24 protein-coding genes are annotated in these 22,987 nt (G+C 73.6%); 11 read left to right on the forward strand and 13 right to left on the reverse strand.

What is annotated here, in order from left to right; all coding sequences use genetic code 11:
* Nucleotides 1–100: 100 nt before the first annotated feature.
* On the forward strand, nucleotides 101–565 hold the full coding sequence (locus tag AC0666_RS15590) for an N-acetyltransferase (RefSeq protein WP_468970248.1): 465 nt from the start codon (nucleotides 101–103) through the stop codon (nucleotides 563–565).
* A 56-nt stretch (nucleotides 566–621) separates the two neighbouring features.
* On the opposite strand, the gene AC0666_RS15595 is transcribed toward AC0666_RS15590, so the two are convergent.
* From AC0666_RS15595 to AC0666_RS15605, 3 genes are all read right to left on the reverse strand, one after another.
* Nucleotides 622–1,899, reverse strand: coding sequence for a hypothetical protein (locus AC0666_RS15595; protein ID WP_468970245.1), 1,278 nt, complete (start codon nucleotides 1,897–1,899; stop codon nucleotides 622–624).
* A gap of 318 nt (nucleotides 1,900–2,217) precedes the next feature.
* Nucleotides 2,218–2,826: a DUF4291 domain-containing protein gene (locus tag AC0666_RS15600; protein WP_468970242.1), complete on the reverse strand. Its 609-nt coding sequence runs from the start codon at nucleotides 2,824–2,826 to the stop codon at nucleotides 2,218–2,220.
* Nucleotides 2,827–2,898: 72 nt separating this feature from the next.
* Nucleotides 2,899–5,448 carry a helicase-associated domain-containing protein gene (locus AC0666_RS15605; protein WP_468970531.1) on the reverse strand — a complete coding sequence of 850 codons (2,550 nt, stop codon included), beginning with the start codon at nucleotides 5,446–5,448 and terminating at the stop codon, nucleotides 2,899–2,901.
* 108 nt (nucleotides 5,449–5,556) lie between these two features.
* On the opposite strand from AC0666_RS15605, the gene AC0666_RS15610 reads away from it, so the two are divergent.
* Nucleotides 5,557–6,567, forward strand: coding sequence for a hypothetical protein (locus AC0666_RS15610; RefSeq protein WP_478707743.1), 1,011 nt, complete (start codon nucleotides 5,557–5,559; stop codon nucleotides 6,565–6,567).
* A gap of 337 nt (nucleotides 6,568–6,904) precedes the next feature.
* On the forward strand, nucleotides 6,905–7,531 hold the full coding sequence (locus AC0666_RS15615; RefSeq protein WP_468581693.1) for an HAD family hydrolase: 627 nt from the start codon (nucleotides 6,905–6,907) through the stop codon (nucleotides 7,529–7,531).
* On the opposite strand, the gene AC0666_RS15620 is transcribed toward AC0666_RS15615, so the two are convergent.
* Nucleotides 7,528–7,779: a hypothetical protein gene (locus AC0666_RS15620; protein ID WP_361714255.1), complete on the reverse strand. Its 252-nt coding sequence runs from the start codon at nucleotides 7,777–7,779 to the stop codon at nucleotides 7,528–7,530. The genes AC0666_RS15615 and AC0666_RS15620 overlap by 4 nt on opposite strands.
* Nucleotides 7,780–7,968: 189 nt before the next feature.
* Between AC0666_RS15620 and AC0666_RS15625 the strand changes: the two genes are divergently transcribed.
* Nucleotides 7,969–8,352, forward strand: coding sequence for a cold-shock protein (locus tag AC0666_RS15625; protein ID WP_030012939.1), 384 nt, complete (start codon nucleotides 7,969–7,971; stop codon nucleotides 8,350–8,352).
* Nucleotides 8,353–8,409: 57 nt separating this feature from the next.
* Here the strand turns inward: AC0666_RS15625 and AC0666_RS15630 are convergent, their stop codons facing one another.
* The 4 genes from AC0666_RS15630 to AC0666_RS15645 form a co-directional block, all read right to left on the reverse strand.
* Entirely contained in the window at nucleotides 8,410–9,261 is an 852-nt protein-coding gene (locus AC0666_RS15630; RefSeq protein WP_468970235.1) for a 1,4-dihydroxy-6-naphthoate synthase, read from the reverse strand.
* Complete coding sequence (locus tag AC0666_RS15635; RefSeq protein ID WP_468581697.1) at nucleotides 9,254–9,973, reverse strand: futalosine hydrolase; 720 nt, start codon at nucleotides 9,971–9,973, stop codon at nucleotides 9,254–9,256. The genes AC0666_RS15630 and AC0666_RS15635 overlap by 8 nt, the downstream gene beginning before the upstream one ends.
* Before the next feature lie 11 nt (nucleotides 9,974–9,984).
* Nucleotides 9,985–10,470, reverse strand: coding sequence for a DUF2771 domain-containing protein (locus AC0666_RS15640; RefSeq protein WP_361714265.1), 486 nt, complete (start codon nucleotides 10,468–10,470; stop codon nucleotides 9,985–9,987).
* Nucleotides 10,471–10,547: 77 nt separating this feature from the next.
* Nucleotides 10,548–11,918, reverse strand: a complete 1,371-nt coding sequence (locus AC0666_RS15645; protein WP_468970228.1) for an MFS transporter — start codon at nucleotides 11,916–11,918, stop codon at nucleotides 10,548–10,550.
* A gap of 383 nt (nucleotides 11,919–12,301) precedes the next feature.
* Here AC0666_RS15645 and AC0666_RS15650 point away from each other — a divergent pair, with 383 nt between their 5' ends.
* From AC0666_RS15650 to thpR, 4 genes are all read left to right on the forward strand, one after another.
* On the forward strand, nucleotides 12,302–13,210 hold the full coding sequence (locus tag AC0666_RS15650) for a DUF3027 domain-containing protein (protein WP_468970225.1): 909 nt from the start codon (nucleotides 12,302–12,304) through the stop codon (nucleotides 13,208–13,210).
* 48 nt (nucleotides 13,211–13,258) lie between these two features.
* Nucleotides 13,259–13,477, forward strand: a complete 219-nt coding sequence (locus tag AC0666_RS15655) for a hypothetical protein (protein WP_478707744.1) — start codon at nucleotides 13,259–13,261, stop codon at nucleotides 13,475–13,477.
* A 132-nt stretch (nucleotides 13,478–13,609) separates the two neighbouring features.
* A complete protein-coding gene (locus tag AC0666_RS15660; protein ID WP_468970220.1) occupies nucleotides 13,610–15,109 on the forward strand; it encodes an SPFH domain-containing protein in 1,500 nt (499 codons plus the stop codon).
* Between the two features lie 42 nt (nucleotides 15,110–15,151).
* Nucleotides 15,152–15,721, forward strand: a complete 570-nt coding sequence (gene thpR / locus AC0666_RS15665; RefSeq protein WP_468970218.1) for an RNA 2',3'-cyclic phosphodiesterase — start codon at nucleotides 15,152–15,154, stop codon at nucleotides 15,719–15,721.
* A 231-nt stretch (nucleotides 15,722–15,952) separates the two neighbouring features.
* Here thpR and AC0666_RS15670 read toward each other — a convergent pair whose 3' ends face one another.
* Both AC0666_RS15670 and AC0666_RS15675 read right to left on the reverse strand, forming a co-directional pair.
* Nucleotides 15,953–16,942, reverse strand: coding sequence for an aldo/keto reductase (locus AC0666_RS15670; protein WP_468970215.1), 990 nt, complete (start codon nucleotides 16,940–16,942; stop codon nucleotides 15,953–15,955).
* A 67-nt stretch (nucleotides 16,943–17,009) separates the two neighbouring features.
* Entirely contained in the window at nucleotides 17,010–17,696 is a 687-nt protein-coding gene (locus tag AC0666_RS15675) for a GDSL-type esterase/lipase family protein (protein WP_478707745.1), read from the reverse strand.
* Between the two features lie 76 nt (nucleotides 17,697–17,772).
* Between AC0666_RS15675 and AC0666_RS15680 the strand changes: the two genes are divergently transcribed.
* A complete protein-coding gene (locus AC0666_RS15680) occupies nucleotides 17,773–18,780 on the forward strand; it encodes a WD40 repeat domain-containing protein (RefSeq protein WP_478707746.1) in 1,008 nt (335 codons plus the stop codon).
* Between the two features lie 84 nt (nucleotides 18,781–18,864).
* Here the strand turns inward: AC0666_RS15680 and AC0666_RS15685 are convergent, their stop codons facing one another.
* Together AC0666_RS15685 and AC0666_RS15690 are read right to left on the reverse strand one after the other, a co-directional pair.
* On the reverse strand, nucleotides 18,865–20,226 hold the full coding sequence (locus AC0666_RS15685; RefSeq protein ID WP_478707747.1) for an MFS transporter: 1,362 nt from the start codon (nucleotides 20,224–20,226) through the stop codon (nucleotides 18,865–18,867).
* Nucleotides 20,227–20,252: 26 nt separating this feature from the next.
* A complete protein-coding gene (locus AC0666_RS15690; RefSeq protein ID WP_356850709.1) occupies nucleotides 20,253–20,690 on the reverse strand; it encodes a MarR family winged helix-turn-helix transcriptional regulator in 438 nt (145 codons plus the stop codon).
* Between the two features lie 129 nt (nucleotides 20,691–20,819).
* Here AC0666_RS15690 and AC0666_RS15695 point away from each other — a divergent pair, with 129 nt between their 5' ends.
* On the forward strand, nucleotides 20,820–21,002 hold the full coding sequence (locus tag AC0666_RS15695; protein ID WP_361714295.1) for a ribbon-helix-helix protein, CopG family: 183 nt from the start codon (nucleotides 20,820–20,822) through the stop codon (nucleotides 21,000–21,002).
* Nucleotides 21,003–21,011: 9 nt separating this feature from the next.
* Here AC0666_RS15695 and AC0666_RS15700 read toward each other — a convergent pair whose 3' ends face one another.
* Nucleotides 21,012–22,466 (reverse strand): NCS2 family permease, encoded by a 1,455-nt coding sequence (locus AC0666_RS15700; protein ID WP_478707822.1) that lies wholly within the window; start codon nucleotides 22,464–22,466, stop codon nucleotides 21,012–21,014.
* 162 nt (nucleotides 22,467–22,628) lie between these two features.
* On the opposite strand from AC0666_RS15700, the gene AC0666_RS15705 reads away from it, so the two are divergent.
* Nucleotides 22,629–22,961 carry a DUF2530 domain-containing protein gene (locus tag AC0666_RS15705; protein WP_468970203.1) on the forward strand — a complete coding sequence of 111 codons (333 nt, stop codon included), beginning with the start codon at nucleotides 22,629–22,631 and terminating at the stop codon, nucleotides 22,959–22,961.
* The last annotated feature ends 26 nt before the right edge of the window (nucleotides 22,962–22,987 follow it).

Here is a 22,987-nt window from a genome sequence, read left to right on the forward strand (position 1 = left end):
GGCCAAACCTCCAGTCTGCCGTATCCCCGGGCCGCCCGGGGTGCCCGGCGGGGGCGGATATCGGGATGACGGGCGGTGGGCCGGTTCGTAGGGTCGGGGCATGAGCGATCGACTTTTGTTCGTGCCGGAGGACTTCGCGGTGCCGCTCGGGTGCGAAGGGGACGGCTTCCGGCTGGAGCCGCTGGGCGAGGCGCACAACGAGCGGGACCTCGCCGCGTGGAGCGGGAGCATCGCGCACGTGCGGGCCACGCCCGGCTTCCAGGGCCGGGGCTGGCCGCCGCCGGAGGGGATGTCGGCGCAGGACAACCTGGCCGACCTGGCCCGGCACGCGCGGGACTTCGCCGAGCGCCGGGGGTTCACGTACACCGTCCTGGACGGCGGTGACGACGTCATCGGGTGCCTCTACATCTACCCCTCGAAGGACGCGCCCGGGCGGGTCCAGGTCAGTTCCTGGGTCCGGGCCGACCGGGCCGCGCTCGACAAGGTCCTGTACGAGCGGGTGCGGCGCTGGCTCGCCGACGTGTGGCCGTTCGAGGAGGAGCTGATCGACTACGCGGCGAGGTGAGGACCCGGCATGCCGAAGGGCCCGGCACGTGTGCCGGGCCCTTCGGGTGCGCAGGATCAGACGCGGGTGGCGCGGCGGCGGCGGGCGCCGAGCCACATGGCCGCCCCGCCGAGGGCGACGAGGACCGCGGCCAGGCCGGAGTACAGGCCGGTGTGGGAGTCGGCGCCGGTGTGGGCCAGGGAGCCGCCCGTGGTGGTGGTGTTCGAGTTGCCGGTCACGGCAGCGGTGGTGGAGGCCGAAGCCGAGGGCGAGGGGCTCGTCGACGGCTGCGGGGTCGCGGACTTCGAGGGCGAGGGGCTCGGGGTGGTCGTGGCGGCCGGGGCGATCTGGAACTTCGCCTCGTCGGCCAGGAAGGGGTAGGTGTTGCCCTCGGCCAGGCCGACCTGCGCGGTCAGCGTGGCCGTCGTCGCCTTCGGCAGCTTGGACTTCGGGCCGAGCTTGGCGCGCAGGTGCACCTTGCGCTCGCCGGACGCCTTGCCGAAGCCCTTCGCGATGTCGGGCAGGCGGCGGTTGCCGTTGGTGCCGGCGAGGTCCTGCCACTTGCCGTCGACCTGGACCTGGAGCTGGAGGTCGGCCTGCTCGTCGGAGATGCCGTCGGCGATGTTCACGTCCAGGTAGGTGGCCAGCGCGGTGTTGAACGCGCCCTCGCCGTTGGCGCGGTAGCGCAGGTCCATCTCCCGGCACTGACGCTCGTCGATCTTCTCCTGGCAGGGGTTGATCTGGTCGAACCAGAGGTCGACGGTGCCGGTCTTGACCGACGGGTCCGTCTTGAAGGCCAGGGACGGGGAGCCGCCCTCCGCCACCTCGGCCTGGTAGCTGGTGGCCCGCAGGGTGAAGTCGCCGTCGTTGGTCGGGTAGCCGGCGCCGAGGCCGACCGTGACCTTCCAGGTGAGCTTGCCGCCGGCCGGGACCTCGAAGCCCTGGTTCGGCTCCTTGCCGGTCGGGTGGAACATGCCCTGCCACTCGCCGTCCTGCTGCCCGATGAAGGAGGTGGTCGCCGGGGCGTCCACCGCCTCGACCTTGAAGAGCACGTCGCTCTTCTGGAGCGGGCTCGGGCCCTCCGGGTCGCCCAGGATCCACGGGTGGAAGGAGTGGGCCTTGTCCGAGGGGTTCGTCACCGTCAGCTCGAAGGTCTCCGTGGCCCCGCCACGGGTCAGCGGGCCGCTCGGCGCCGGGGCGCCCATCGTGATCTTCAGCGCGTGCTGGTTGGTGCCGCCCTCCGCCGGCGCGGCGTAGGCCGACAGCGGCATCAGGACGGTGCCGGCGACCGCGGCGACGACGGCGGTGGCGGCCGCGGAGCGGAAGGCGTGGCGGGTGGCGGTGCGAGCGGACATGGTGGACTCCCCCCAAGGAATCACGAGGGCCGGGCGGCCGCAGGGCGGCAGCCGGCGCAGAGGGCACAGGCGAGGGTGGTGAAACGATTCGGCCGGGGCAGAGCGCCTGGCCGGGTGGTCTGGTCGTACGGGGTGTCGCTCTCGGGCCGGTGTTTCATCCCCTCGGCCGCTCTGGCGATGGACTGATCTTCACACACGGTGGATCACGAATCCACCGGCCCAGTGTCACCGCTGTGCAACAGGCCGCGAAGGCCCCTGCGACCCGGCTGAGCTGCGAGGAAAGGAGTCCCGCATTCCGCCTGGAAGGCCGGGCGGCGATCAGGCGCCGAGGTGCGCCAGCGAACCCGCCGGATAGGGGGTTTCCACCGGCAGCAGAGCCCGCGCCGCGGCCTCGTCGCCGGACCGCACCAGGGCGTGGATCTGCCGAGCCAGCGGGGTCACGTCCCGGATCGACACCGTCCACGCGTCGGCGTACGCCCGCGAGGCCGGCCCGGACAGGCCCAGTTGGAGCGAGCGGTGCGGCAGCGGGTTCAGGTGGAGATCGCGTTCCGGATCCCACTGCACGCGCGCCGGTGCCTCCCGCAGCGCTTGCTGCCAGGCCTCCCGGTCGGTGTGCGTACCCGATTCGAAGTGGGACAGGCAGGCGTGGCGCAGCGCGTGGTCGAAGCCCTCACGGGTGATCTCGACGGCGAGCACCGTCTCCTGGTCGGCCTTCGTCGCCCAGCCGCAGCGGTACATCATCCACAGGAACGACGGCTTGATCCACGTCATCCGCTCCCGCTTCCAGGCGACGGGGAAACGGCCGTCGCGCGCCGCGGGGAGCCCGAGCCGGGGCGCGTACGCCTGGTAGACCGTGACCGTGGTGGCGGTGTGGGCGGCGCGGATCTGCCGCAGCGGGGGCCCGGACCGGTTCTGCTCGTCGTGCATGGGGCCAGACTGCGGGGTGAACGGGCGCCGCCGCCAGCGCATTTGTTCCCGCCGACGGTGGCCGCCGCCGTGTCACACCTGGTCCTCCGCCAGTTCCGCGACCCCCGTGATGCGGTGCAGCGGGTACGTCCGCACCTCGTCCGCCGTGTGGTCGTACCCGGTGACGAAACCGCCCTCCACCCGCACCGGGGCGATGACCCGCTGGCTCGCCGCCCCGTCCGCGTTCACGTAGCCGATCCACACCGCGGACCCCGTCAGCGCGGCCGCCTGCACGGTCGCCAGGGTCTCCGCCGCGCTGGTGCGCGGGAGTTCGCCCGGCGCCGCGGACGGCGCCGTCGCGGTCTCCTTGCGTACCGCCGTCGCCGCCAGGTCCCCGGCGCGGATGGCCCGCACGGCCGCCCCCAGCAGCGTGTCGTCCGGCACCGGCGGGCCGTCCGGCACCGGCACGGGCGCCGAGCGCGCCGGAGTGCGGTGCGCGTCCGCGCGCGCCACCACCACGTCGCCGGTACGGGACTCCGCGGCCGGCGCGTAGCCCATCGCCCGCAACCCGTCGAGCAGCGCGGTCGGTTCGGCCTGCGCCGCCAGCACCGTCGGGGCGAGCCGGCGCAGCCCCAGCCCGGCCGACCGCTTGTCGGCCAGGATCTCGTTCAGCATGCCGTCGTCGTCGCAGCGCACGTACGAGGACGCCGCACCGACCCGCAGGTGCCCGTGCCGCCGGGCCACGTCGTCGATCAGGTACGCCAGCGGCTGCGGGACCGGGGTGCGGCTGTGCTCGGCCAGGAAGGCGTGCAGGTCGACGGCGGTGTGGCCGGCGTCCAGGGCGCGGCGTACGGAGCCGGGTGTGAAGCGGTAGACGGTCGCCCCGCCCTTGGACTCCACGTCCGCCAGCACCGCCAGCACCTCGGCGAGCGGCCGGCGCAGCGGCCCCGGAGCCACCGCCGTCAGGTCCGCCTGCAGCAGTACGTGGTCCACCGGCTCGGGAAGCAGCGCCGCCAGCAGCGGCACCGGATCCCGGTGCTCCAGCAGGGCGCGGCCGTGCGTGGCGAGCGCGCCCCGGCCGGTGACCCCGAGGGTCTCCGCCTCGGTCAGCGTCCAGTGCGCGAGGCGGCCCCGCAGATTGCTCGTCCCACGTACGGGGCGCTCCCAGCCGAGCCGGTTCAGCAGGGCGTCCGGGTCGGGCGAGCCGCCCTCGGGCAGCCCCGCGAGGAGTTCGAGGACGCGCCGGCGGACCTCGGGCGCGGCGGAGCGGTCCAGGTCGGCGCCCAGCGCGGAGAGGGTGCGGCCCTTCCCGTCCTGTTCGCCGACCAGACCGGCCGTACGGGTCGCGGCCAGCCAGGCCGAGGCGAGCGCCGACCACCGTTCGGCGGGCGGCAGTTCGAGCCAGTCGTCGAAGGCGGGGGTGGGGGCGTACCGCTCGTCGGCCTCTCCGTCGCTCGCCAGCAGACCGGCCGCGTAGGCCAGTTCGATCCAGAACGCGGCCATCGGCTCGGTGGTGTCCAGAGTGGCCGCCGCGCGCTTCAGGTCGCGTACGGAGAGCCCGCCGGCGCGCAGTACCGGCGGACCGGCGTGCTCCCAGGACTTCACCAGCTCCTCGACGGTGGACAGCGCGGCCAGCGCCTGCCCGGCGGCGTTCGCGTCCACAAGCTGTGGACGGTGCTCGCGGTGTGCGGTCACCGGCGGGGCGAGGGGCTCCGGGGTGCGGTGCGCGAGGCCGCCGCGCAGGTGCAGGGCCACCTCGCGGGGCAGCACCACCGTCCGGGCCGAGGTGGGCAGCAGCAGCCCCCGGTCGCGCAGCCAGCGCACCGGCGGGGCCGGGTTCGCGGTGACCTCCCCGTACGGAGGCCCCCACACGAGCCGGCCCAGCACTTGGTGGGCCTCCGCCGGGGCCTCGTCCAGCAGCGCCGACATCCGCTTCTGGTCCGTGAACAGGGCGGTCAGCGCCGTCACCGCGGACACCGGGTCGTGGGTGGCGGGCAGCCCGACGGCGGCCACGATCTCCTGGACCCGGGTCGGCGACATCCCGGCGGTGGCCTCCGCGACGGTCGGGCCGAGGCCGGTGGGCGAGGGGCGGCCGGCGGAGGGGGACAGCAGCTCGCGGGCGGTCCGCACGAGGCGGAGCCGGTCGTCGTCGCCCCAGACGAGGGCCTGGTCGCGGAGGGTGGCCAGGGCGCGGGGGAGTTCGGCGCGGGTCTGCGGGGCGAGGGGCGTGTCGCTGTCGCTCGGGGTGGCGGTGGGTGTGCCGGTGCCGCTGTCGCTCGGGGTGGCGGTGGGGGTGTCGGTCGTCCCGGCCATGAGGCTTTCCAGGACCGGGTACGGGCACGGGTCCGGGGCCACCGCCAAGGCCTCCGCGGTCTGCAGGGCGAAGCGGTCCAGGCGGTCCAGGGCGCGTACCACGGAGGCGCGGGTCCCGGCGCGGGTGGCCAGCTGGGTCATGTCACCGGGCACCGGGCTGAGCAGGTCCGGGCGCGCGTGCAGCAGGGCGGCGAGCGCCGCGTCGTCGCGGGCGCGCAGCGCCTCGGCGAGGGAGCGCGGGGCGCTGCCCGCGGTCCCCGCGGTGGCGCGGGCCGCGGTGTCCGCGGTGTCCGCGGCGCTGCTCGTCGGCTCAGGCACGGTCGCCTCCATGGTCGCGTCGGCCGGTCCCCATCCGGCCAACGGTATCCGCTGCGCCCTCGGCCGCTCCACGGGCGCACGCGCTACCTTTCCCGGCAGGCGGTACGGGAGGAGCCGGGCATGGGGATCGAGAGCGACCATCTGGTCTACGAATATCTGAGCCGCGTCGGCGACTTGGCGCAGCAGCGGCAGCTGGCCTCCGGTGACCGGATGCGGCTGGTGGCCGGTCTGCGGGACGAGATCGACCGTCGGCGTGCCAAGTACGAGCCGGAGACGCCCGCTGCCGTGCGCCGGATCCTGGAGCGGATCGGCACGCCGGAGGAGGTCGTGGACGCGCTGGGTGCGGCGGGGCGGGGAGGGGCGGGGGCGCCGCCCGGGATGCCGTCGGTGCCGGTGCAGCGGGGGCCGGGCCGGCTGCGCAAGCCGGCTGCGCCGCCCGCCCCGTCGGCCCCGTCGGCCCCGCCGCAGACGGCGCCCGCGCCGCCGCATCTGGCCGGGTTGGACGAGCTCGGGTCCTCGGACGGCGGTGTCGAACCGGACTGGTGGCGGGTCGTGCCCGGGTCGCAGGTCGAGGGCTTCGCGGGCGGGGTGGAGATCCCGGAGCTGTTCGAGGCGCCGAAGCAGCCGGAGCCGGAGCCGGAGCCGGCGGCCGGGCCGGGGCGGCCCGGGTCTGCCCCCGGGGGCGGGCTCGTACGGTTCCTGCTGGAGCGGCGGCGGGCGAAGCGTGCGGGTGCGGGTGCGGGTGCGGGTGCCGCGGAGCCGGCTGCGGCGGGGCCGGCCGCCGCGGGGGCTGCGCGGCCGAGGCCGCATGCCTTTCTGCTGCTGGCCGCGGTGGTGCTTGTGGCGGGGGCGGTGACCGGGTCCTGGCTGCTGCTGATCGGCGGTTGGCTGCTGGCCTACGCCTCGCGGGTGCTGGGGCCGGCCGAGCGGAAGTGGGTCGTCTTCGGGCTGCCGGGGGTGGTGTTCGCGGGGGCGGTGGTGTGGCTGTGGGGGCGGCTGGACGGGCGGTGGGGTGCGCCGCTGACCGACGAGGGGCTGGGCGGGGTGTTCCAGGGGATGTGGCCGTGGCTGGCGAGGGCGGCGGCGGTGGCGTCGGCGCTGTACCTGGCGTGGCGGGCCCGCCGTCGCTGACCCCTGCGGGGCGGTGGTTGCGGAGGGGCCGGGGCCGGTGCCGGGGTGGGGTGTCGTCCGGGGCTCATGATTTATGGCGCCTGATCCCGGGTGCATGCGCCGACCCGGATCCCGCGCCAACAAATCACGTTCTACGCCCCGGACAACACCCCACCCCGTCCCCGTCCCCGGCCGGCGTTTTCGCTGCCCCCGGCTTCCGCCCGGTGTTTGGCAGCCGGGAGGTCCCTTGTTGTCCCCGGTCGGCCGCCTCCCTGTCTTCTGGCTTTCGTCCGGTGCCCCTTCGGCCGGTGGTGCGGGGGGTAACCGGCTGTTTGCGCGGGGTCGGCACAATGGGCGCATGACGATCCCCGCGCAGTTGACCGTCGGCTTCGACCTCGACATGACCCTGATCGACTCCCGGCCCGGGATCAAGGCCGCCTACCAGGCGCTTTCGGCGGAGACGGGCACGTTCATCGACGCCGACCAGGCGGTCACGAGGCTCGGGCCGCCGCTGGCCGAGGAGCTGGCGTACTGGTTCCCCGAGGCGGAGATCGAGGCCATGGCCGACCGCTACCGGGAGATCTACCCCACCTACGCCATCGAGCCGACCCCCGCCATGCCCGGCGCCCGTGAGGCCATCGCGGCCGTCCAGGCGCTCGGTGGCCGGGCGATCGTCGTCACCGCCAAGCACGAGCCCAACGCCCGGCTCCACCTGAGCCACCTCGGGATCGAGCCGGACGCGGTCATCGGCTGGCTGTGGGCCGAGGCCAAGGCGGGTGCCCTGCGCGAGTACGGGGCGCAGGTGTACGTCGGCGACCACGTGGGCGACGTACGCGGGGCCCGTACGGCGGGTGCGCTGTCGGTGGCGGTGCCCACGGGCCCGTGCCCCGAGGGCCAGCTGCGGGAGGCCGGCGCGGACGTGGTGCTGCGGGACCTGACCGCGCTGCCCGAGTGGCTGGAGGAGTACGTGCGGTCCTGGTCCTAGGACTGCGAGGCGCGGGCGGCCTTGCGCTGGGCGGCGGCCGAGCGCAGGACGCCCGCCGCCGAGATGGCGAAGCCGACGCCCATCAGCATGCACACAGCCCACGCGTACGAGGGGAACGGGTCGGTGTGCAGGAACAGCGGGGCCATCGTCACCAGGGTGGCCACGGCGCCGGCGATGAACACGATGCCGCCGGTGCGCACCAGGGCGTCGCCGGGCCGCGCTTCGTCGGGGTCAGGAGTAACAGTCACCCGACCAGGGTAGTTCCCTGGCCGAAGCAGCCGACGGCGATCAGCCGGTGAAGGACCGGGGAACGTCTTGTCACCTGCCCAACGCCCACTAGCCTGGACTCGGCGGGTCACCCATGGCCCGCTGCGCTGTTATCCGGAGCCGCTGCGCGGCGTACCGGACCCCGACGAGCACAAGGACAGAGGACGGACGTGCCTACCGGCAAGGTCAAGTGGTTCAACAGTGAGAAGGGCTTCGGCTTTCTCTCCCGCGACGACGGCGGCGACGTCTTCGTCCACTCGTCGGTACTCCCGGCCGGCGTCGACGCGCTCAAGCCCGGCCAGCGCGTCGAGTTCGGCGTCGTCGCGGGGCAGCGCGGTGACCAGGCGCTTTCGGTGACGGTGTTGGACCCGGCGCCGTCGGTCGCCGCGGCGCAGCGCCGCAAGCCGGACGAGCTCGCCTCGATCGTGCAGGACCTCACGACGCTGCTGGAGAACATCACGCCGATGCTGGAGCGCGGCCGGTACCCCGACAAGGTGCACGGCACGAAGATCGCCGGCCTGCTGCGTGCGGTGGCCGATCAACTCGACGTCTGAGCCGCGGACGTGCGGCGGTGCCCCGCCTCCTCCTCCGGAGGGGCGGGGCACCGTTGTTCAGGCGTGCGGGAAGGCCAGGGCGTCCGGTTTGATGGCCGGGACCAGGCCCTCCGCCGCGGCCCGCGTCAACAGGCCGCGCACCGCCGCGTACCCGTCGTCGCCGAGGTCGGCGGTGAACTCGTTGACGTAGAGCCCGATGTGTTGGTCGGCGACGGCCGGGTCCAGTTCCTGCGCGTGGGCGCGTACGTACGGGCGGGAGGCCTCCGGGTCGTCCCAGGCCATCCGGACCGAGGTGCGGGCGGCGGCGGCCAGTTCGCGGAGGGTCTCGGCGCCCAGCGAGCGCTTGGCGATGATCGCGCCCAGCGGGATCGGCAGGCCCGTGGTGGTCTCCCAGTGCTCGCCCATGTCGGCGAGGCAGTGCAGCCCGTAGTCCTGATAGGTGAACCGGGCCTCGTGGATGACCAGTCCGGCGTCCACCCGCCCGTCGCGGACCGCGGGCATGATCTCGTGGAACGGCAGCACGACGACCTTGCCGACCGGCTCGGGGAGCACGTCCGCCGCCCACAGCCGGAAGAGGAGGTAGGCGGTGGAGCGTTCGCCGGGGACCGCGACCGTCTTCCCGGCGAGGTCCGCGGACGGCTCGCGGGTGAGGACGAGCGGGCCGCAGCCGCGGCCCAGTGCGCCGCCGCAGGGCAGCAGCGCGTACTCGTCCAGGACCCAGGGCAGGACCGCGTACGACACCTTCAGCACGTCCAGCTCGCCGCGCTCGGCCATGCCGTTGGTGAGGTCGATGTCGGCGAAGGTGACGTCGAGGGCGGGCGCACCGGGGACGCGCCCGTGGGCCCAGGCGTCGAAGACGAAGGTGTCGTTCGGGCAGGGCGAGTAGGCGATCTTGAGCGTTTCACTCATGGCGTGCTCCCCAGGTGACGAGTACGGGCCCCAGCGCGCGGAAGCCCGCGGTGAGGGCCGCGAGCGCGTCCCCGATCCGCCAGGCGTCGCGGTCGCGGGGGCCGACGGCGTTGGACACGGCGCGGATCTCCAGGACCGGCAGCCCGTGCGCGGCGGCCGCCTCGGCGACGCCGAAGCCCTCCATGGCCTCCGCCCCGGCGAGCGGGTGGCGGGCGGCGAGCCCGGCGGCGCCGGCGGCGGTGCCGGTGACGGTGGAGACGGTCAGTACGGGCGCGAGCAGCGCCCCGGTGGCCTCGGCGGCGCGGGCGGCGAGCTCGGCGGGCGGCAGGTGCACGCTGTGCCCGAAGCCGAGTGCCTGGACGTCGAGGAAGCCGTCGGGGGTCTCGGCCCCGAGGTCGGCGGCGACGATCGCGTCGGCGACGACGAGGGAGCCGGGCGGGGCGGCGGGCTGGAAGCCGCCGCCGATGCCGGCCGAGACGACGAGGGAGTACTCGGCCAGGGCGAGTGCGGTGGCCGTGCCCGCGGCGGCGGCGGCCGGTCCCACGCCGCCGACGAGCACGTCGGCGGCGAGTCCGGGCAGATCGCGCCGGTGGACGGGATACCCGCCGGGCAGGGTGCGCGGCTCCGGCGTGGCCGGGTCCGGATGAGGGGTGAGACCTGCGGCGACGGAGTCTGCCTCCGCCGCCACCGCGGTCACGATGAGCGCGCGCACCGGCTGCGTGACTACTTGAGCTTGATGTTGAAGGCCCAGACGGCGAGGGGCTTGCCGTCCTCGGCGACCTGGACGATGTTCAGCTTCTTGGAGGCCGGGGCCTCGCCCTGGCCGCCGGTGGCGAAGAGGTCGGCGCCGGGGAAGCTGCGGTAGGTGTTGGAGGAGGGCTCGGTGATCGGCTGACCGTCCAGGACCGCCTGCCAGCGCTTGCCGTCCTCGACGACGTCGGGCTCGACACCGAGGCGCAGGGTGTCCCCGCGCCCGTACTTGAGGGTCTTGGCGTCCTTCAGATCGGTGAGGCACTCCTGGACCTTGTCCATGGAGAGCTCCTTGTTGTCGTGGCAGGCGGCCTCGCTGGAAACCGACGTGCTGCCGACCGTCACGGTCGCCAGCGGCGTCGGCTTGTCGCAGGCGGAGAGAAGGAGGAGGCCGGCGGACACGGCTCCGAGGGCCGCGACGCTGCGGCGGCCCTTACCCGAGAAAAGGCGTGCGGTCATGAGCCGAAGGCTATCGGGCCGCTTGCCTGCGCCGCAGCACGGGGTCCCGCCGACCTGCGGCGCGCCGCAGGGACGGGCTACGCCACCCGGGGGCGCGGGGAGCCCGGGTGGTGGCGGGGGGAGGCGAGCAGGCCCCGCAGCGCCATGGCCGTGCCCGCCGCGACCACGGCTGCGGCGACGGCCATGCCGAGGGCCCCGTTCAGCGGCAGCGCGATGCCGATCGCACCGCCCAGCACCCACGCCACCTGGAGCAGCGTTTCGGAGCGGGCGAACGCCGAGGTCCGCACCGCCTCCGGTACGTCCCGCTGGATCATCGCGTCCAGGGAGAGCTTCGCCAGCGCCTGGCAGAAGCCCGCGGTGGCGCCCAGTACGGCCATGAACAGCCCGCTGAAGAAGACCGCCGCCAGGATCGCCACGCCGAGGGTCAGGGCGAGGACGGACGCGATGATGCCCTCGGGGGCCCTGGCCCGCAGCCACGCCCCCACCGCCGTCCCGCCCGCGTTGCCCACGCCCGCCGCGACGCCGACGATGCCGAGCGACACCGCCGCGCTCTGCCCGGCCAGCGGGTGCTCGCGCAGCAGGAACGCCAGGAAGAAGATCAGGAAGCCGGACAGGACGCGCATCGACGCGTTGGCCAGCAAACCGCAGAGCACCGACCGGCTCACCGTGCGCAGCCCCGGCTTGCGCGAGCGCGGCTCGTGCGTGGAGAGCCGGGCCCGCCGCTCGCCCTTCGCCTCGTCCACCTTGTGCGGGAGCGTGGCCGCCGCCACCGTGCCCCACAGGAAGATCACGCAGGCCCCGTACAGCGGCCACGGCGGCCCGATGGTGTGCAGGCCCGCCGCGACGGGCGCCGCCGCGCCCGTGGCCAGCAGGCCCGCCAGCGTGACCCGGGAGTTCGCCTTGACGAGTGAGAACCGCGGGGGGAGGAGGCGGGGGACCACCGCGCTGCGGACCACCCCGTACGCCTTGGACGCGACCAGCACCCCCAGCGCCGCCGGGTACAGCTCCAGTCCGCCCGTGGCCACCGCGCCCGACATCGTCACCGCGAGCAGGGCCCGCGTCAGCATCGCGCCCGCCATCGCGGCCCGCCGCCCGTGCGGCAGCCGGTCCAGCAGCGGGCCGATCACCGGGGCCAGCAGGGTGAAGGGGGCCATGGTGATGGCCAGGTACAGGGCGACGCGGCCGCGTGCCTCGTCCGTGGGTACCGAGAAGAACACCGTCGACGCCAGCGCCACCGTGATCATCACATCGCCGGCGCCGTTGATGGCGTGCAGCTCGATCAGCTTGCCGAGGCCCGATTCACCGGCCCCGTGCGCATGGGTGGCCCGCCTGATCCCGCGCGCCGTCCCGGTGATCGGGAAGTGCAGGGCACGCCCCAGGGCCCGGCCGGCCCGCCTGGCCGGTCCCGAGCCGTCACGGGACGACCGAACGGGTGCCACACTCGACATAGTGCCCCACGGACACGTCCGGGTCCCGTCCCCGTCCCATCCCGGGCGCGTTCCGCCCCGGTCCCGTCCCGGCGCGTTCCGCCCCGGTCGGGTCGCCGCCGGGGCGCGGGGTTGTCCGCGAATCGGACCTTGCATGTGGGCCCAGGGCGTCGAAGGAGGTAGCGTGCGTAGCGCGCCACCGGCGGTTGCTCTTGGCCGCGCGCCTCTTCGCCATCCCGCAGAATGGATAGCAGGTAGGTGCGCCCGAGGCCGATCGGGTGCGGACGTCGACGCGGCCCTCTGGTCCGCTCCGCCCGCGCCACGTACGGACAGGACCGACGGGTCGTTCAGGACGACAGTACGGACGGCGCACTCGTGAGACGGCGTAGGAGAGAACGAGACCTGTGAGTGCTGCGACGACGCGAAGCCGTACCCCCGACCGCCTGTGCGCCGAGGCGGTAGACCTCGCCCGTGCGGCGGCAGAGGAAGCCGCCGCGCCCGGCGTGGTGGGCGAGCACGTCTCCGCCGTCGCCGAGGGCGACCGGGTCGTCACGCACTTCTTCGAGTGCAAGGACCTCGCCTACCGCGGCTGGCGCTGGGCCGTCACCGTGACCCGCGCCTCCCGCGCCAAGAACGTCACCCTCAGTGAAACGGTGCTCCTCCCCGGCTCCGACGCGCTCCTCGCCCCCGAGTGGGTGCCGTGGAGCGAGCGGCTGCGCCCGGGGGACCTCGGCCCCGGCGACCTGCTGCCCACCGACGCCGACGACCTGCGCCTGGAGCCGGGCTGGACGGGCGAGGACGCGCCGCCGCCCAACTCGGTCGTCTCCGCCGAGATGGCCGAACTGGTGGAGGCGGAGGACGCCGACGTCACCGACCGCACCGTCGTGCCCGCCCGCGGCACCATCGCCTCGGTCGCCGAGGAGCTCGGCATGCGGCGCGCCCGGGTCCTGTCCCGGTACGGGCTGCACACCGCCGCCGACCGCTGGGACGAGTCCTTCGGGGCGAAGACCCCGATGGCCCAGGCCGCGCCCGCTTCCTGCGTGAGCTGCGGCTTCCTGGTGGCGATCGGCGGCTCCCTGGGCCAGGCCTTCGGTGTCTGCGCGAACGAGTTCAGCCCGGCCGACGGCCGGCTGGTCTCCCTGTCGTACGGCTGCGGCGGCCACTCGGAGGCCGCGGTCATGCCGAAGCCGCTGCGGCCCGCGCCGCCGGTCCTCGACTCGATGGCCGCGGACGAGTTCTCGCTGCGCCCGACGCCCGACACGGGCTCGGTACCCGCGGGCGAGCTCCCGTCCGCGGACCTCGGCCACTCCTGATCCCGCACGGCCGGTCCCTCCCCCCATGCGGCGGCGTACGCTCGCCGCATGGGGGAGAGCGGCATGGTGGGGCTGGACGGCCGGGTGACCGGGACGGTGGGGCCGGGGCTCGTCGGCGAGGTGATCGTGCGCATCCGGGGCGGCGCCGAGCACTTCCTCGCGTACCCGGCGCCGGGGACGGGCCGGCTGGCGGTCGGGACGGTGGTGACGGTGGTCGAACACCTGCCGCCGCGCACGGTGTACGTGATGGCGGCTTACGACAACTGAGGCGTGCCCCGCGCCGCCTCCGACGTGTACGTATCAAGATGGCGACAAGAATCCCCTGACGTCTTCTTCACGCGCCCGCGCAGGCGCAAACTCACCCTCGTCGGTGTCGAACGGCACCGCGATAAGGGGGCGTTGCCGATGTCTGTCGGCGTCGTGGCGGGAATCGTTCTCGCCGCAGTTCTTGCCTTGATCGGCCTGTTCAAGCTCATGTGGCGGGTGGCCGAACCGAACGAGGCACTGGTCATCTCCGGTTCCACGCACAAGACCGAAGGCCTCGGCGAGGGCATGGGGTTCCGGATCGTCACCGGGCGCGGGACCCTCGTACTGCCCGGGGTGCAGGCGGTGCGCAAGCTGTCGCTGGACCTCAACGAGACCCAGCTGAACGTGGATTGCGTCACCCACCAGGGCATCCCGCTGAGGGTGAAGGGCGTGGTCATCTTCAAGATCGGCGACGACCTGGTGTCGATCGCCAATGCCGCACGCCGCTTCCTGGACCAGCAGAAGATGATGCCGGAGCGGGTGCACATCGTCTTCGCCGGCCATCTGCGGTCCATCGTGGGCGGGTTGACGGTCGAGGACATGATCCGCGACCGGGAGAAGCTGACCGGGCAGACCCGCGCGGCCTGCGGTACGGAGATGGAGAAGCTCGGCCTGATCGTCGACTCGTTGCAGATCCACGAGATCGAGGACCCGACCGGCTACATCAAGAACCTGGCGATGCCGCACGCCGCGGCCGTCCAGCGGGACGCGCGCATCGCGCAGGCCGAGGCGAACCGGCTGGCCACCGAGGCCGAGCAGACCGCCTTCGCCCGGATGGCGGAGGCCACCCGGGACAGCGAGATCCTCCAGGCCGGCTACCAGGCCGAACGGGACAAGGCCGCGGCGACCGCCCGGCAGGCCGGACCGCTGTCCGAGGCGGCGGCGCGGCAGGAGGTCGTCGTCCAGGAGACGCGGGTCGCGGAGCTGGAGGCGCACCGGCGCGAGCAGCAGCTCCAGGCGGACGTACGCAAGCCCGCCGACGCGGCGGCGTACGAAACCCGGACCCGGGCCGAGGCCGAACGCGACGCCCGGATCTCCGCGGCGCAGGCCAAGGCGAAGGAGACGGAGCTCGCGGCGGCGGCCGAGGCGACCCGGGTGACGACGGCGGCGACCGCGGACGCCGCGGCGACGGAGGCCCGCGGGCTCGCCGCCGCGAAGGCGACCCGGGCCACCGGCGAGGCCGAGGCGGCGGCGACGCAGGCCAAGGGGCTCGCGATGGCGGCCTCCGCGAAGGCGAAGGGCCTGGCCGAGGCCGAGGCGATCAAGGCGCGGGCCGCGGCCCTGGCGGAGAACCAGGAAGCGGTGGTCGCGCAGCAGCTCGCCGAGAACTGGCCGGCGATCGTGGAGGCGGGCGCGGGCGCCTTCGGGAACGTGGAGCACATGGTGCTGCTGAACGGCGCAGAGGGCATGTCGGAGATGTTCGCGAAGGCGCTGACGATGGGCGGCACGGGCCTCGGCCTGGCCCGCCAACTGCTGGCGTCGATGTCCCGGCCCGACGCCGCGCAGCCCCGGCCCGCAGCTGCGCCCGGCGCTGCCGTGAACGGCGCGAAGCCGTCCCCGCCGCCGCAGCAGATCCCGATCGCGGAGGCGTGACCGCCGGGCCCCGGCTCCCGGGGGCGGCTAGGCTCCGCAGGCATGAGGCTGTTTGCCGCGGTGCTGCCGCCCCCGGAGGCGCTGGACGAGCTGCGCAGGGCCGTGGAGGCCGTGCGGGGTGAGCGGGCCGGCCGGGACGACCGGATCCGCTGGACCACCGAAGCGGGCCGGCACTTCACGCTCGCCTTCATGGGCGAGGTGGCCGACCCGGTCCTGCCGGACCTGCGGGCCCGGCTCGCCCGGGCCGCCGAGCGGACCGACCCGTTCCCGCTGCGCCTGCACGGCTGCGGACACTTCGGCGACCGGGCCCTGTGGATCGGCGCCGCCGGCGGCATCGACACGATGCGGATGCTCGCCGAGCGGGCCGACGCCGCCGCCCGCCGGGCCGGGGTGCCGATGGAGCAGCACCGCCGGTACACCGCCCACCTCACCCTGGGCCGCAGCCACGGCGGGGCCGACCTGCGCCCGTACCTGGACGCCCTGAAGGGCTTCGAGGGCAGTCCCTGGCAGGTCGGCGAACTGAGCCTGGTCCGCAGCAACCTGCCGACCAGCGGGATCCCCGGCGAGCAGCCCCGCTACGAGGTCGTCGCCGCCTGGCCGCTCGGCCGCTGACCGCGAGCCGCCGGCCACAGGTTAGGCTCGACGGGTGGATCCCAAGACCCGAAACCGTGTGATGGCCGGTGTGCTCGTGCTGATGTTCGTCGTGGTGGCCGTGGCGGCGGCCGTCGGCCAGTAGCCGACCCGCCGCAGCCGCCGTACCGGCGACAGCCGCCGTACCGGCGACAGCCGCCGTACCGGCGACAGCCGCCGTAGCCGCCGTAGCCGCCGCGGCCCGGCCACCGGCTACCAGGCGAACGCCTCCGGCGCCGGCCCCGGCCCCGGGAAGACCTCGTCGAGGCCCGTCAGCACCTCCTGCGAGAGCTCCAGCTCGACCGCCCGCAGAGCGGAGGCGAGCTGCTCCGCCGTACGCGGCCCCACGATCGGCCCGGTGACCCCCGGCCGGCTCAGCAGCCAGGCCAGCGCCGTCTCGCCCGGGTCCAGGCCGTGCTTGTCGAGCAGGTCCTCGTAGGCCTGCACCTGCGCCCGTACCTCGCTGTCGGCCAGCGCGTCCGCCGAGCGGCCGGAGGCCCGGCGCCCGCCCTCGACCTCCTTCTTGATCACGCCGCCGAGCAGCCCGCCGTGCAGCGGGGACCACGGGATGACGCCGAGCCCGTACTCCTGGGCGGCCGGGATGACCTCCATCTCGGCACGCCGCTCGGCCAGGTTGTAGAGGCACTGCTCGCTGACCAGCCCGAGGGAGCCGCGCCGGGCGGCCGTCTCATTGGCCTGGGCGATCTTGTAGCCGGGGAAGTTCGACGATCCGGCGTACAGCACCTTCCCCTGCTGGACCAGGACGTCGACGGCCTGCCAGACCTCCTCGAAGGGGGTGTTCCGGTCAACGTGGTGGAACTGGTACAGGTCGATGTAGTCGGTGTTCAGGCGCTTGAGGCTGGCCTCGACGGCCCGTCGGATGTTCAGCGCCGACAGGCGGTCGTAGTTGGGCCAGGACTCCCCTTCGGGGGCCATGCCGCCGTAGACCTTGGTGGCGAGGACCGTCTTGTCCCGGCGGCGGCCGCCCTGGGCGAACCAGGTGCCGATGATCTCCTCGGTCCGGCCCTTGTTCTCACCCCAGCCGTAGACGTTGGCGGTGTCGAAGAAGTTGATGCCGGCGTCCAGGGCCGCGTCCATGATGGCGTGGCTCTCGGGCTCTCCCGTGAGGGGGCCGAAGTTCATGGTGCCGAGTACGAGTCGGCTGACCTTGAGACCGGTGCGTCCGAGCTGTGTGTACTTCATGGGGCACTAGCCAACTGCTTGGAGTGCACTCCAGGCAAGGCCCCCCGGTGAAGGCCGTGTTACGTGTCTACGGCGCCGGGCGGTAGGGGGCGCCGATGCCCCAGGCCTGGTGGAGGACCGCCGCGAACTCGCCCGCCAGCCGGTGCTCGCCGGAGGCGTTGGGGTGGGTGCCGTCGTAGGTGTCGTGGTGGATCTCGTACGCCTGCGGGCGCGCGCCCAGCAGGATCGGGGAGGCGGGTGTGGACAGGTCGGCGACCGCCTTCGCCAGGAGCTCGTTGAACCCCGCGACCTCGGCGGCGAACGGCGCGTCGGACTCGGCCCGGACGTTGGGTATGACCGGGAGCAGCACCATCCGGATGCCCGGACGGGCGGCGCGGGCCTCCGCGATGAAGCGGCGGGCGTTGGCGGCGGTCTCGGTGGCCGCGGTGTAGAAGCCGAGGTCGATCAGCCCGAGGGAGACGAGCAGGACGTCGGCCTTGCCGGAGCGGCACGCGGGCCCGATGAGCGGGGCCATGTGCTGCCAGCCCTCGCCCCAGCCGGCCAGGTGGCGGCGGGCGTGCTCGGGGAAGGCGGGATCGGCGTACTCGTGGCTGGTGGGCGTGCCCGCGAAGGTGTCGTAGACCTCGCTGCGCGGGCCGACGATCTTGTAGGGGCCGCCGAAGGTGGCATTGAGGTGCTGCCACATCCGGTAGCGCCAGGTGTAGTCGCCGGCGCGTCCGATGGTCATGGAGTCGCCGACGAACATGAAACGCATCCGGTCATCATCGCGGATCGTGCGGCATGAGCCCCTGTGATGCCGGACACGCACGGAGGGCTGGCAGGCTTGGGGCATGCGCCTGTTGCCGTCGACCGTTGCCCTGTGTGCCGCCACCGTCCTTGCCGTGCTGCCGGGTTCGGCGGTGGCGGCGCAGTCCCCGGGGGCGGGAGCCACCGGCTTCACGATCACCGATCCGCGGATCAGGGAGTCGAGCGGGCTGGCGGCCAGCCGGGTCCACCCGGGCGTGTACTGGACCCACAACGACAGCGACGACGGCCCGTACGTGTACGCCGTGGACGCGGTGACCGGCAAGACGGTGGCCCGTGTGACGCTGACCGGGATCGGGACACCGCGCGACGTCGAGGCGATCTCGCTCGGGCCGGACGGGCAGTTGTACGTCGGCGACATCGGCGACAACCTGAACGGCAGCTGGGACCACGTGTGGATCTACCGCTTCCCGGAGCCGAAGCAGCTCGCCGATGCCACCGTCAGGGCGGAGCAGTTCACCGTGCGCTACGCGGACGGGCCGCGCAACGCGGAGGCGCTGATGGTGCATCCGGTCACCGGGCGGGTCTACATCGCGAGCAAGAGCGAGGACAAGGGCGGCCTGTACGAGGGTCCGGAGCAGCTGTCCGCGTCGGGGGCGAACGTGTTCCGGCGGGTGGCGGACGTCCCCTGGGTGACGGACGGGGCGTTCTCCCCGGACGGCGGGCGCCTCGCGCTGCGCGGGTACTTCTGGGCGCGCACCTATCCGTGGAAGGACGGGCGGCCGCAGGGTGAGGGGGAGCGGGTCGACGCGCCCTGGCAGGGGCAGGCGGAGTCGGTGACGTACGCGGCGGACGGGTCGGCGCTGCTGTTCGGGTCGGAGGGGGAGGGTAGCCGGGTGGTGGCGGTCCCGGTGAAGCCGCCCGCCGCCGGCGGCCCCTCGGCCGGCCCGTCGGCCGGGGCCACCGCCGCTCCGGGGGGCCAGGGCGGGAGCCTCCCCCAGGGCGGGAGCTTCCCCAAGGGCGCGGCGGTGCTGGTGGTGGGGACGGTGCTGGTGCTGGCCGGGAAGCGCCTGCTGTCCCGCCGCCGTCGTTGACCGGGAGCCCGGCGTCTTGACCGGGCCCCCACCGGGCCCCGCCCGGGGCCGGGCCGGGCCCGAGGGGCCGGCCCGGTGCGGCGGTCAGGCCGCCGTCGTCAGGGTCTGGCGGGACGGGACGAAGGCCACCCCGCGGCGGCTCACGCTCAGGCGGAGGTTGCCCACCCGGGAGAGGACCACCGCGATCACCGCGGCGGCGGCCAGCGAGACCGCTCCGCCCGCCGCCATGCCGATCCGCGCCCCGTACGTGTCCGTGACCCATCCGACCAGCGGTGCGCCGATCGGGGTGCCGCCCGTGAACACCATCATGAAGAGGGCCATCACCCGGCCCCGCATCTCGGGATCGGTGGCCATCTGGACGCTGGAGTTCGCCGTGACGTTGACCGTCAGGCCGAAGATCCCGATCGGCACCAGCAGCGCCGCGAACAGCCAGAACCCCGGCGCGAACGCCGTCACCAGCAGCAGCGCCGAGAAGACCAGCGCCGCCGCCACCAGCAGGCGCAGCCGCGAGTGCCCGCGGCGGGCGGCCAGCAGGGCGCCGGCCAGGGAGCCCGCCGCGATCAGTGTGTTGAAGAGGCCGTACGTGCCCGCGTCCCCGTGGAACACGTCCTCCACGAAGGCCGACAGCCAGATCGGGAAGTTGAACCCGAAGGTGCCGATGAAGCCGACCAGCACGATCGGCCAGATCAGCTCGGGCCGCCCCGCGACGTACCGCAGGCCCTCCCGCAGCTGCCCCTTGGCCCGCGGCTGCGGCTGCACCGGGTGCAGTTCGTTCGTACGCATCAGCAGCAGGCCGGCGAGGGGCGCCGCGAAGGACAGCCCGTTCAGCAGGAAGGCCCAGCCGGAGCCCACGGCGGTGATCAGCACACCGGCCAGCGCCGGGCCGACCAGCCGCGCGGACTGGAAGTTCGCGGAGTTCAGCGAGACCGCGTTGGCGAGCTGGGCGGGACCGACCATCTCGGAGACGAACGTCTGCCGCGCGGGGTTGTCCACGACGGTGACGAGGCCGAGCAGGAAGGCCGCCAGGTACACGTGCCAGACCTGGACGTGTCCGGCCAGGGTGAGCGCGGCGAGGGCGATGCCGGTCAGGCCCATCGCGCTCTGGGTGGCGAGCAGCAGCGGCCGCTTGGCGAGGCGGTCGGCGAGTACGCCTCCGTAGAGGCCGAAGAGCATCATCGGCAGGAACTGCAGCGCGATGGTGATGCCGACGGCGGAGGCCGAGCCGGTCAGGGACAGGACCAGCCAGTCCTGGGCGATGCGCTGCATCCAGGTGCCGGTGTTCGAGACGGCCTGTCCCATGGCGAAGAGCCGGTAGTTCCGGATCTTCAGCGAGCTGAACATCCCCCGGCTGCCGCCGGGAGGGGCTGCCGGGTTCCTGCCCGCGGAGCGAGTGGTAGAGGTGGATATGTGGCCGGGTGCGGAGTCTGCTCCGTTTCCCGTACTCAAAAGCGTTCGCCTCCTGGCGTCGTTCCTTACAAGTGCGCGAGCTTCTCCAGGACGGGCGCGGCCTCGCGCAGCTTGGCCCATTCGTCCTCGGTGAGCTCGGCCGCGAGCCCGGCCAGGAACGCGTTGCGCTTGCGGCGGCTCTCTTCGAGCATCGCCTCGGCCTCCGCGGTCTGGCTGACCACCTTCTGGCGGCGGTCGTCGGGGTGCGGCTCCAGCCGGACCAGCCCCTTGGCCTCCAGCAGCGCCACGATGCGCGTCATCGACGGCGGCTGGACGTGCTCGCGCCGGGCCAGCTCACCCGGGGTGGCCTGGCCGCAGCGGGCGAGGGTGCCGAGGACCGACATCTCGGTCGGGCTCAGCGATTCGTCGACGCGCTGGTGCTTGAGGCGTCGGCCCAGCCGCATGACGGCGGAGCGGAGGTCGTTCACGGCGGCAGCATCGTCGCCATGGGCAAGGTCGGGCATGTACTTAGAATAACTCATTACTCTCGCTAAGAAACACCGGTTTCCGTGTCACGCGGGCATCACTCATACGGGTGAGTCGGCCGCGGAAAGTGACACGCGTCCACGGCCCGTGGCACGACCCTTTCGTGCATGGGGACACATGTGCTGAGCATGCGCATAGACGGGGAGCTGCTCGAACGCCTCCGGACTCACGCCGCCAAACGCGGAATGAGCGTCCAGGACTACGTGGTCCGGACGCTCATTCGCGATGACTTCGACGAGCGCTTCAAGGCGGCCGTCGACGAGACGGAGAAGTTCTACGGGGTGACGTGAGGCAGGGGCTCAGGTGAGGCCGAGCCCCGGCATGGCGTAGTAGAAGACGAACACGGCCGACACCACGTACATGGCCACCGGGACCTCCCGGCCGCGGCCGGTCGCCGCCCGCAGCACGCAGAAGCTGATGAAGCCGAGGCCGATGCCGTTGGTGATCGAGTAGGTGAACGGCATCATCACCATGGCCAGGAAGGCCGGGACGGCGATGGTGAAGTCGCTCCAGTCGATGTCCTTGACCGAGCCCGCCAGGATCAGGAAGCCGACCGCCACGAGGGCGGGCGTCGCGGCCTGGGAGGGAACCATGGTGGCGAGCGGCGTCAGGAAGAGCGCCACCCCGAAGAGGGCGCCGGTCACGACGTTCGCCAGGCCCGTGCGGGCGCCTTCGCCGACACCGGCCGTGGACTCCACGAAGCAGGTGGTGGCCGAGGAGGAGGTCGCGCCGCCGGAGGCGACGGCCAGGCCGTCGATCAGCAGGACCTTGTTGATGCCGGGGAAGTTGCCGTCCTTGTCGATGAGCTTGGCCTCGTCGCCGACGCCGAGGATCGTGCCCATCGCGTCGAAGAAGCAGGACAGCAGCACGGTGAAGACGAAGAGGATGCCGGTCAGCACCCCGACCTTGCCGAAGCCGCCGAACAGGCTGACCTGGCCGACGAGGCCGAAGTCGGGCGCTGCCACCGGGTTGCCCGGCCACTCGGGCACGGTCAGGCCCCAGCCCGAGTCGGGCAGCTCGGCGACCAGCTGGACGGCCACCGCGACGACGGTCATGGCGACGATGGAGATCAGGATCGCGCCGGGGGTCTTGCGGATCAGCAGGGCGAGGGTCAGCAGCACGCCGACGATGAAGATCAGCACCGGCCAGCCGTGCAGGTGGCCGTCCGTGCCGAGCTGGAGCGGCACGGTGGTGTGGGCGGCGTCCGGGATGCGAGAGACGAAGCCGGAGTCGACCAGGCCGATGAGCATGATGAACAGGCCGATGCCGATGGCGATGCCCTTGCGCAGGCCCTGCGGGACCGCGTTCATGACCCGCTCGCGCAGGCCGGTGGCGACCAGCAGCATCACCACGAAGCCGGCGAGGACAACCATGCCCATGGCGTCGGGCCAGCTCATGCGCGGGGCGAGCTGGAGGGCGACGACCGTGTTGACGCCGAGGCCCGCGGCGAGCGCGATCGGGACGTTGCCGATGACGCCCATGAGCAGGGTGGTGAAGGCCGCGGTCAGGGCGGTGGCGGTGACGAGCTGGCCGCCGTCGAGCTGGTGCCCGTACATGTCCTTCGCGCTGCCCAGGATGATCGGGTTGAGCACGATGATGTACGCCATCGCGAAGAAGGTGGCGAAACCGCCGCGCACCTCGCGGGCGACGGTGGAGCCGCGCTCGGAGATCTTGAAGTAGCGGTCGAGGCCGGAGGCGCCCCGGGGGGTGGGGGCGTGGGGAGTGTCCGCGGGGGCGGGGGCCGACGTGCTCATACGGTCCTCAACGCTCATTGGGTGGTTCCTACGAGGAAAATGGGCCAAGCCCAAACCGTTTCAGTATGAACACATGAGCGAAAGCCCGTCCATCTCCGCGCGTAGACACCGGCGGCCGGGGGAGGCGGGGGTGGGTGTCCACGACCCGCCTAAACTGGGGCCATGGCGAAATGGACTGCGAAGCACGAGGCGCCGGAGCCCCTGGAGGGCCCGGTCGTCGCGACCGTCACCGGCGGCACGATCCTCTGGTTCGCCCTGTTCGTCGTCCAGCTCCCGTTCTACGGCTGGTTCGCCGACCGGGACCTGCTGTGGTGGGTGTGGTGCTGCGCGGCCGGCGGCTTCCTCGGGCTGATCGGCCTCTGGTACGTCCGCGGCCGGGACGCGGCGCTCAAGCGGCACGCCGCCGCGCTGGCCGCGCAGGACGAGGAAGGGGCGGGCCCGACGCCCCAGGAGCCCCACGCCGGCCCGGCGGCCCCGAAGCCCCACGCCGGCTGACCGCCCGGCCGGACGCCCGGCCCCCC

The sequence above is a fragment of the Streptomyces sp. NPDC043680 genome (genome assembly GCF_056436685.1).

What these genes read in the sequence shown, in the direction of transcription:
- AC0666_RS15645 (WP_468970228.1), bottom strand. Translation starts at nt 11,918, where the DNA reads ATGTCGAGTGTGGCACCCGTTCGGTCGTCCCGTGACGGCTCGGGACCG.
- AC0666_RS15670 (WP_468970215.1), bottom strand. Translation starts at nt 16,942, where the DNA reads ATGAAGTACACACAGCTCGGACGCACCGGTCTCAAGGTCAGCCGACTC.
- AC0666_RS15630 (WP_468970235.1), bottom strand. Translation starts at nt 9,261, where the DNA reads ATGAGTGAAACGCTCAAGATCGCCTACTCGCCCTGCCCGAACGACACC.
- AC0666_RS15680 (WP_478707746.1), top strand. Translation starts at nt 17,773, where the DNA reads ATGCGCCTGTTGCCGTCGACCGTTGCCCTGTGTGCCGCCACCGTCCTT.
- AC0666_RS15700 (WP_478707822.1), bottom strand. Translation starts at nt 22,466, where the DNA reads ATGAGCACGTCGGCCCCCGCCCCCGCGGACACTCCCCACGCCCCCACC.
- AC0666_RS15675 (WP_478707745.1), bottom strand. Translation starts at nt 17,696, where the DNA reads ATGCGTTTCATGTTCGTCGGCGACTCCATGACCATCGGACGCGCCGGC.
- thpR (WP_468970218.1), top strand. Translation starts at nt 15,152, where the DNA reads ATGAGGCTGTTTGCCGCGGTGCTGCCGCCCCCGGAGGCGCTGGACGAG.
- AC0666_RS15615 (WP_468581693.1), top strand. Translation starts at nt 6,905, where the DNA reads ATGACGATCCCCGCGCAGTTGACCGTCGGCTTCGACCTCGACATGACC.
- AC0666_RS15590 (WP_468970248.1), top strand. Translation starts at nt 101, where the DNA reads ATGAGCGATCGACTTTTGTTCGTGCCGGAGGACTTCGCGGTGCCGCTC.
- AC0666_RS15605 (WP_468970531.1), bottom strand. Translation starts at nt 5,448, where the DNA reads ATGGAGGCGACCGTGCCTGAGCCGACGAGCAGCGCCGCGGACACCGCG.
- AC0666_RS15705 (WP_468970203.1), top strand. Translation starts at nt 22,629, where the DNA reads ATGGCGAAATGGACTGCGAAGCACGAGGCGCCGGAGCCCCTGGAGGGC.
- AC0666_RS15695 (WP_361714295.1), top strand. Translation starts at nt 20,820, where the DNA reads ATGGGGACACATGTGCTGAGCATGCGCATAGACGGGGAGCTGCTCGAA.
- AC0666_RS15640 (WP_361714265.1), bottom strand. Translation starts at nt 10,470, where the DNA reads ATGACCGCACGCCTTTTCTCGGGTAAGGGCCGCCGCAGCGTCGCGGCC.
- AC0666_RS15595 (WP_468970245.1), bottom strand. Translation starts at nt 1,899, where the DNA reads ATGTCCGCTCGCACCGCCACCCGCCACGCCTTCCGCTCCGCGGCCGCC.
- AC0666_RS15690 (WP_356850709.1), bottom strand. Translation starts at nt 20,690, where the DNA reads ATGCCCGACCTTGCCCATGGCGACGATGCTGCCGCCGTGAACGACCTC.
- AC0666_RS15655 (WP_478707744.1), top strand. Translation starts at nt 13,259, where the DNA reads ATGGGGGAGAGCGGCATGGTGGGGCTGGACGGCCGGGTGACCGGGACG.
- AC0666_RS15610 (WP_478707743.1), top strand. Translation starts at nt 5,557, where the DNA reads ATGGGGATCGAGAGCGACCATCTGGTCTACGAATATCTGAGCCGCGTC.
- AC0666_RS15600 (WP_468970242.1), bottom strand. Translation starts at nt 2,826, where the DNA reads ATGCACGACGAGCAGAACCGGTCCGGGCCCCCGCTGCGGCAGATCCGC.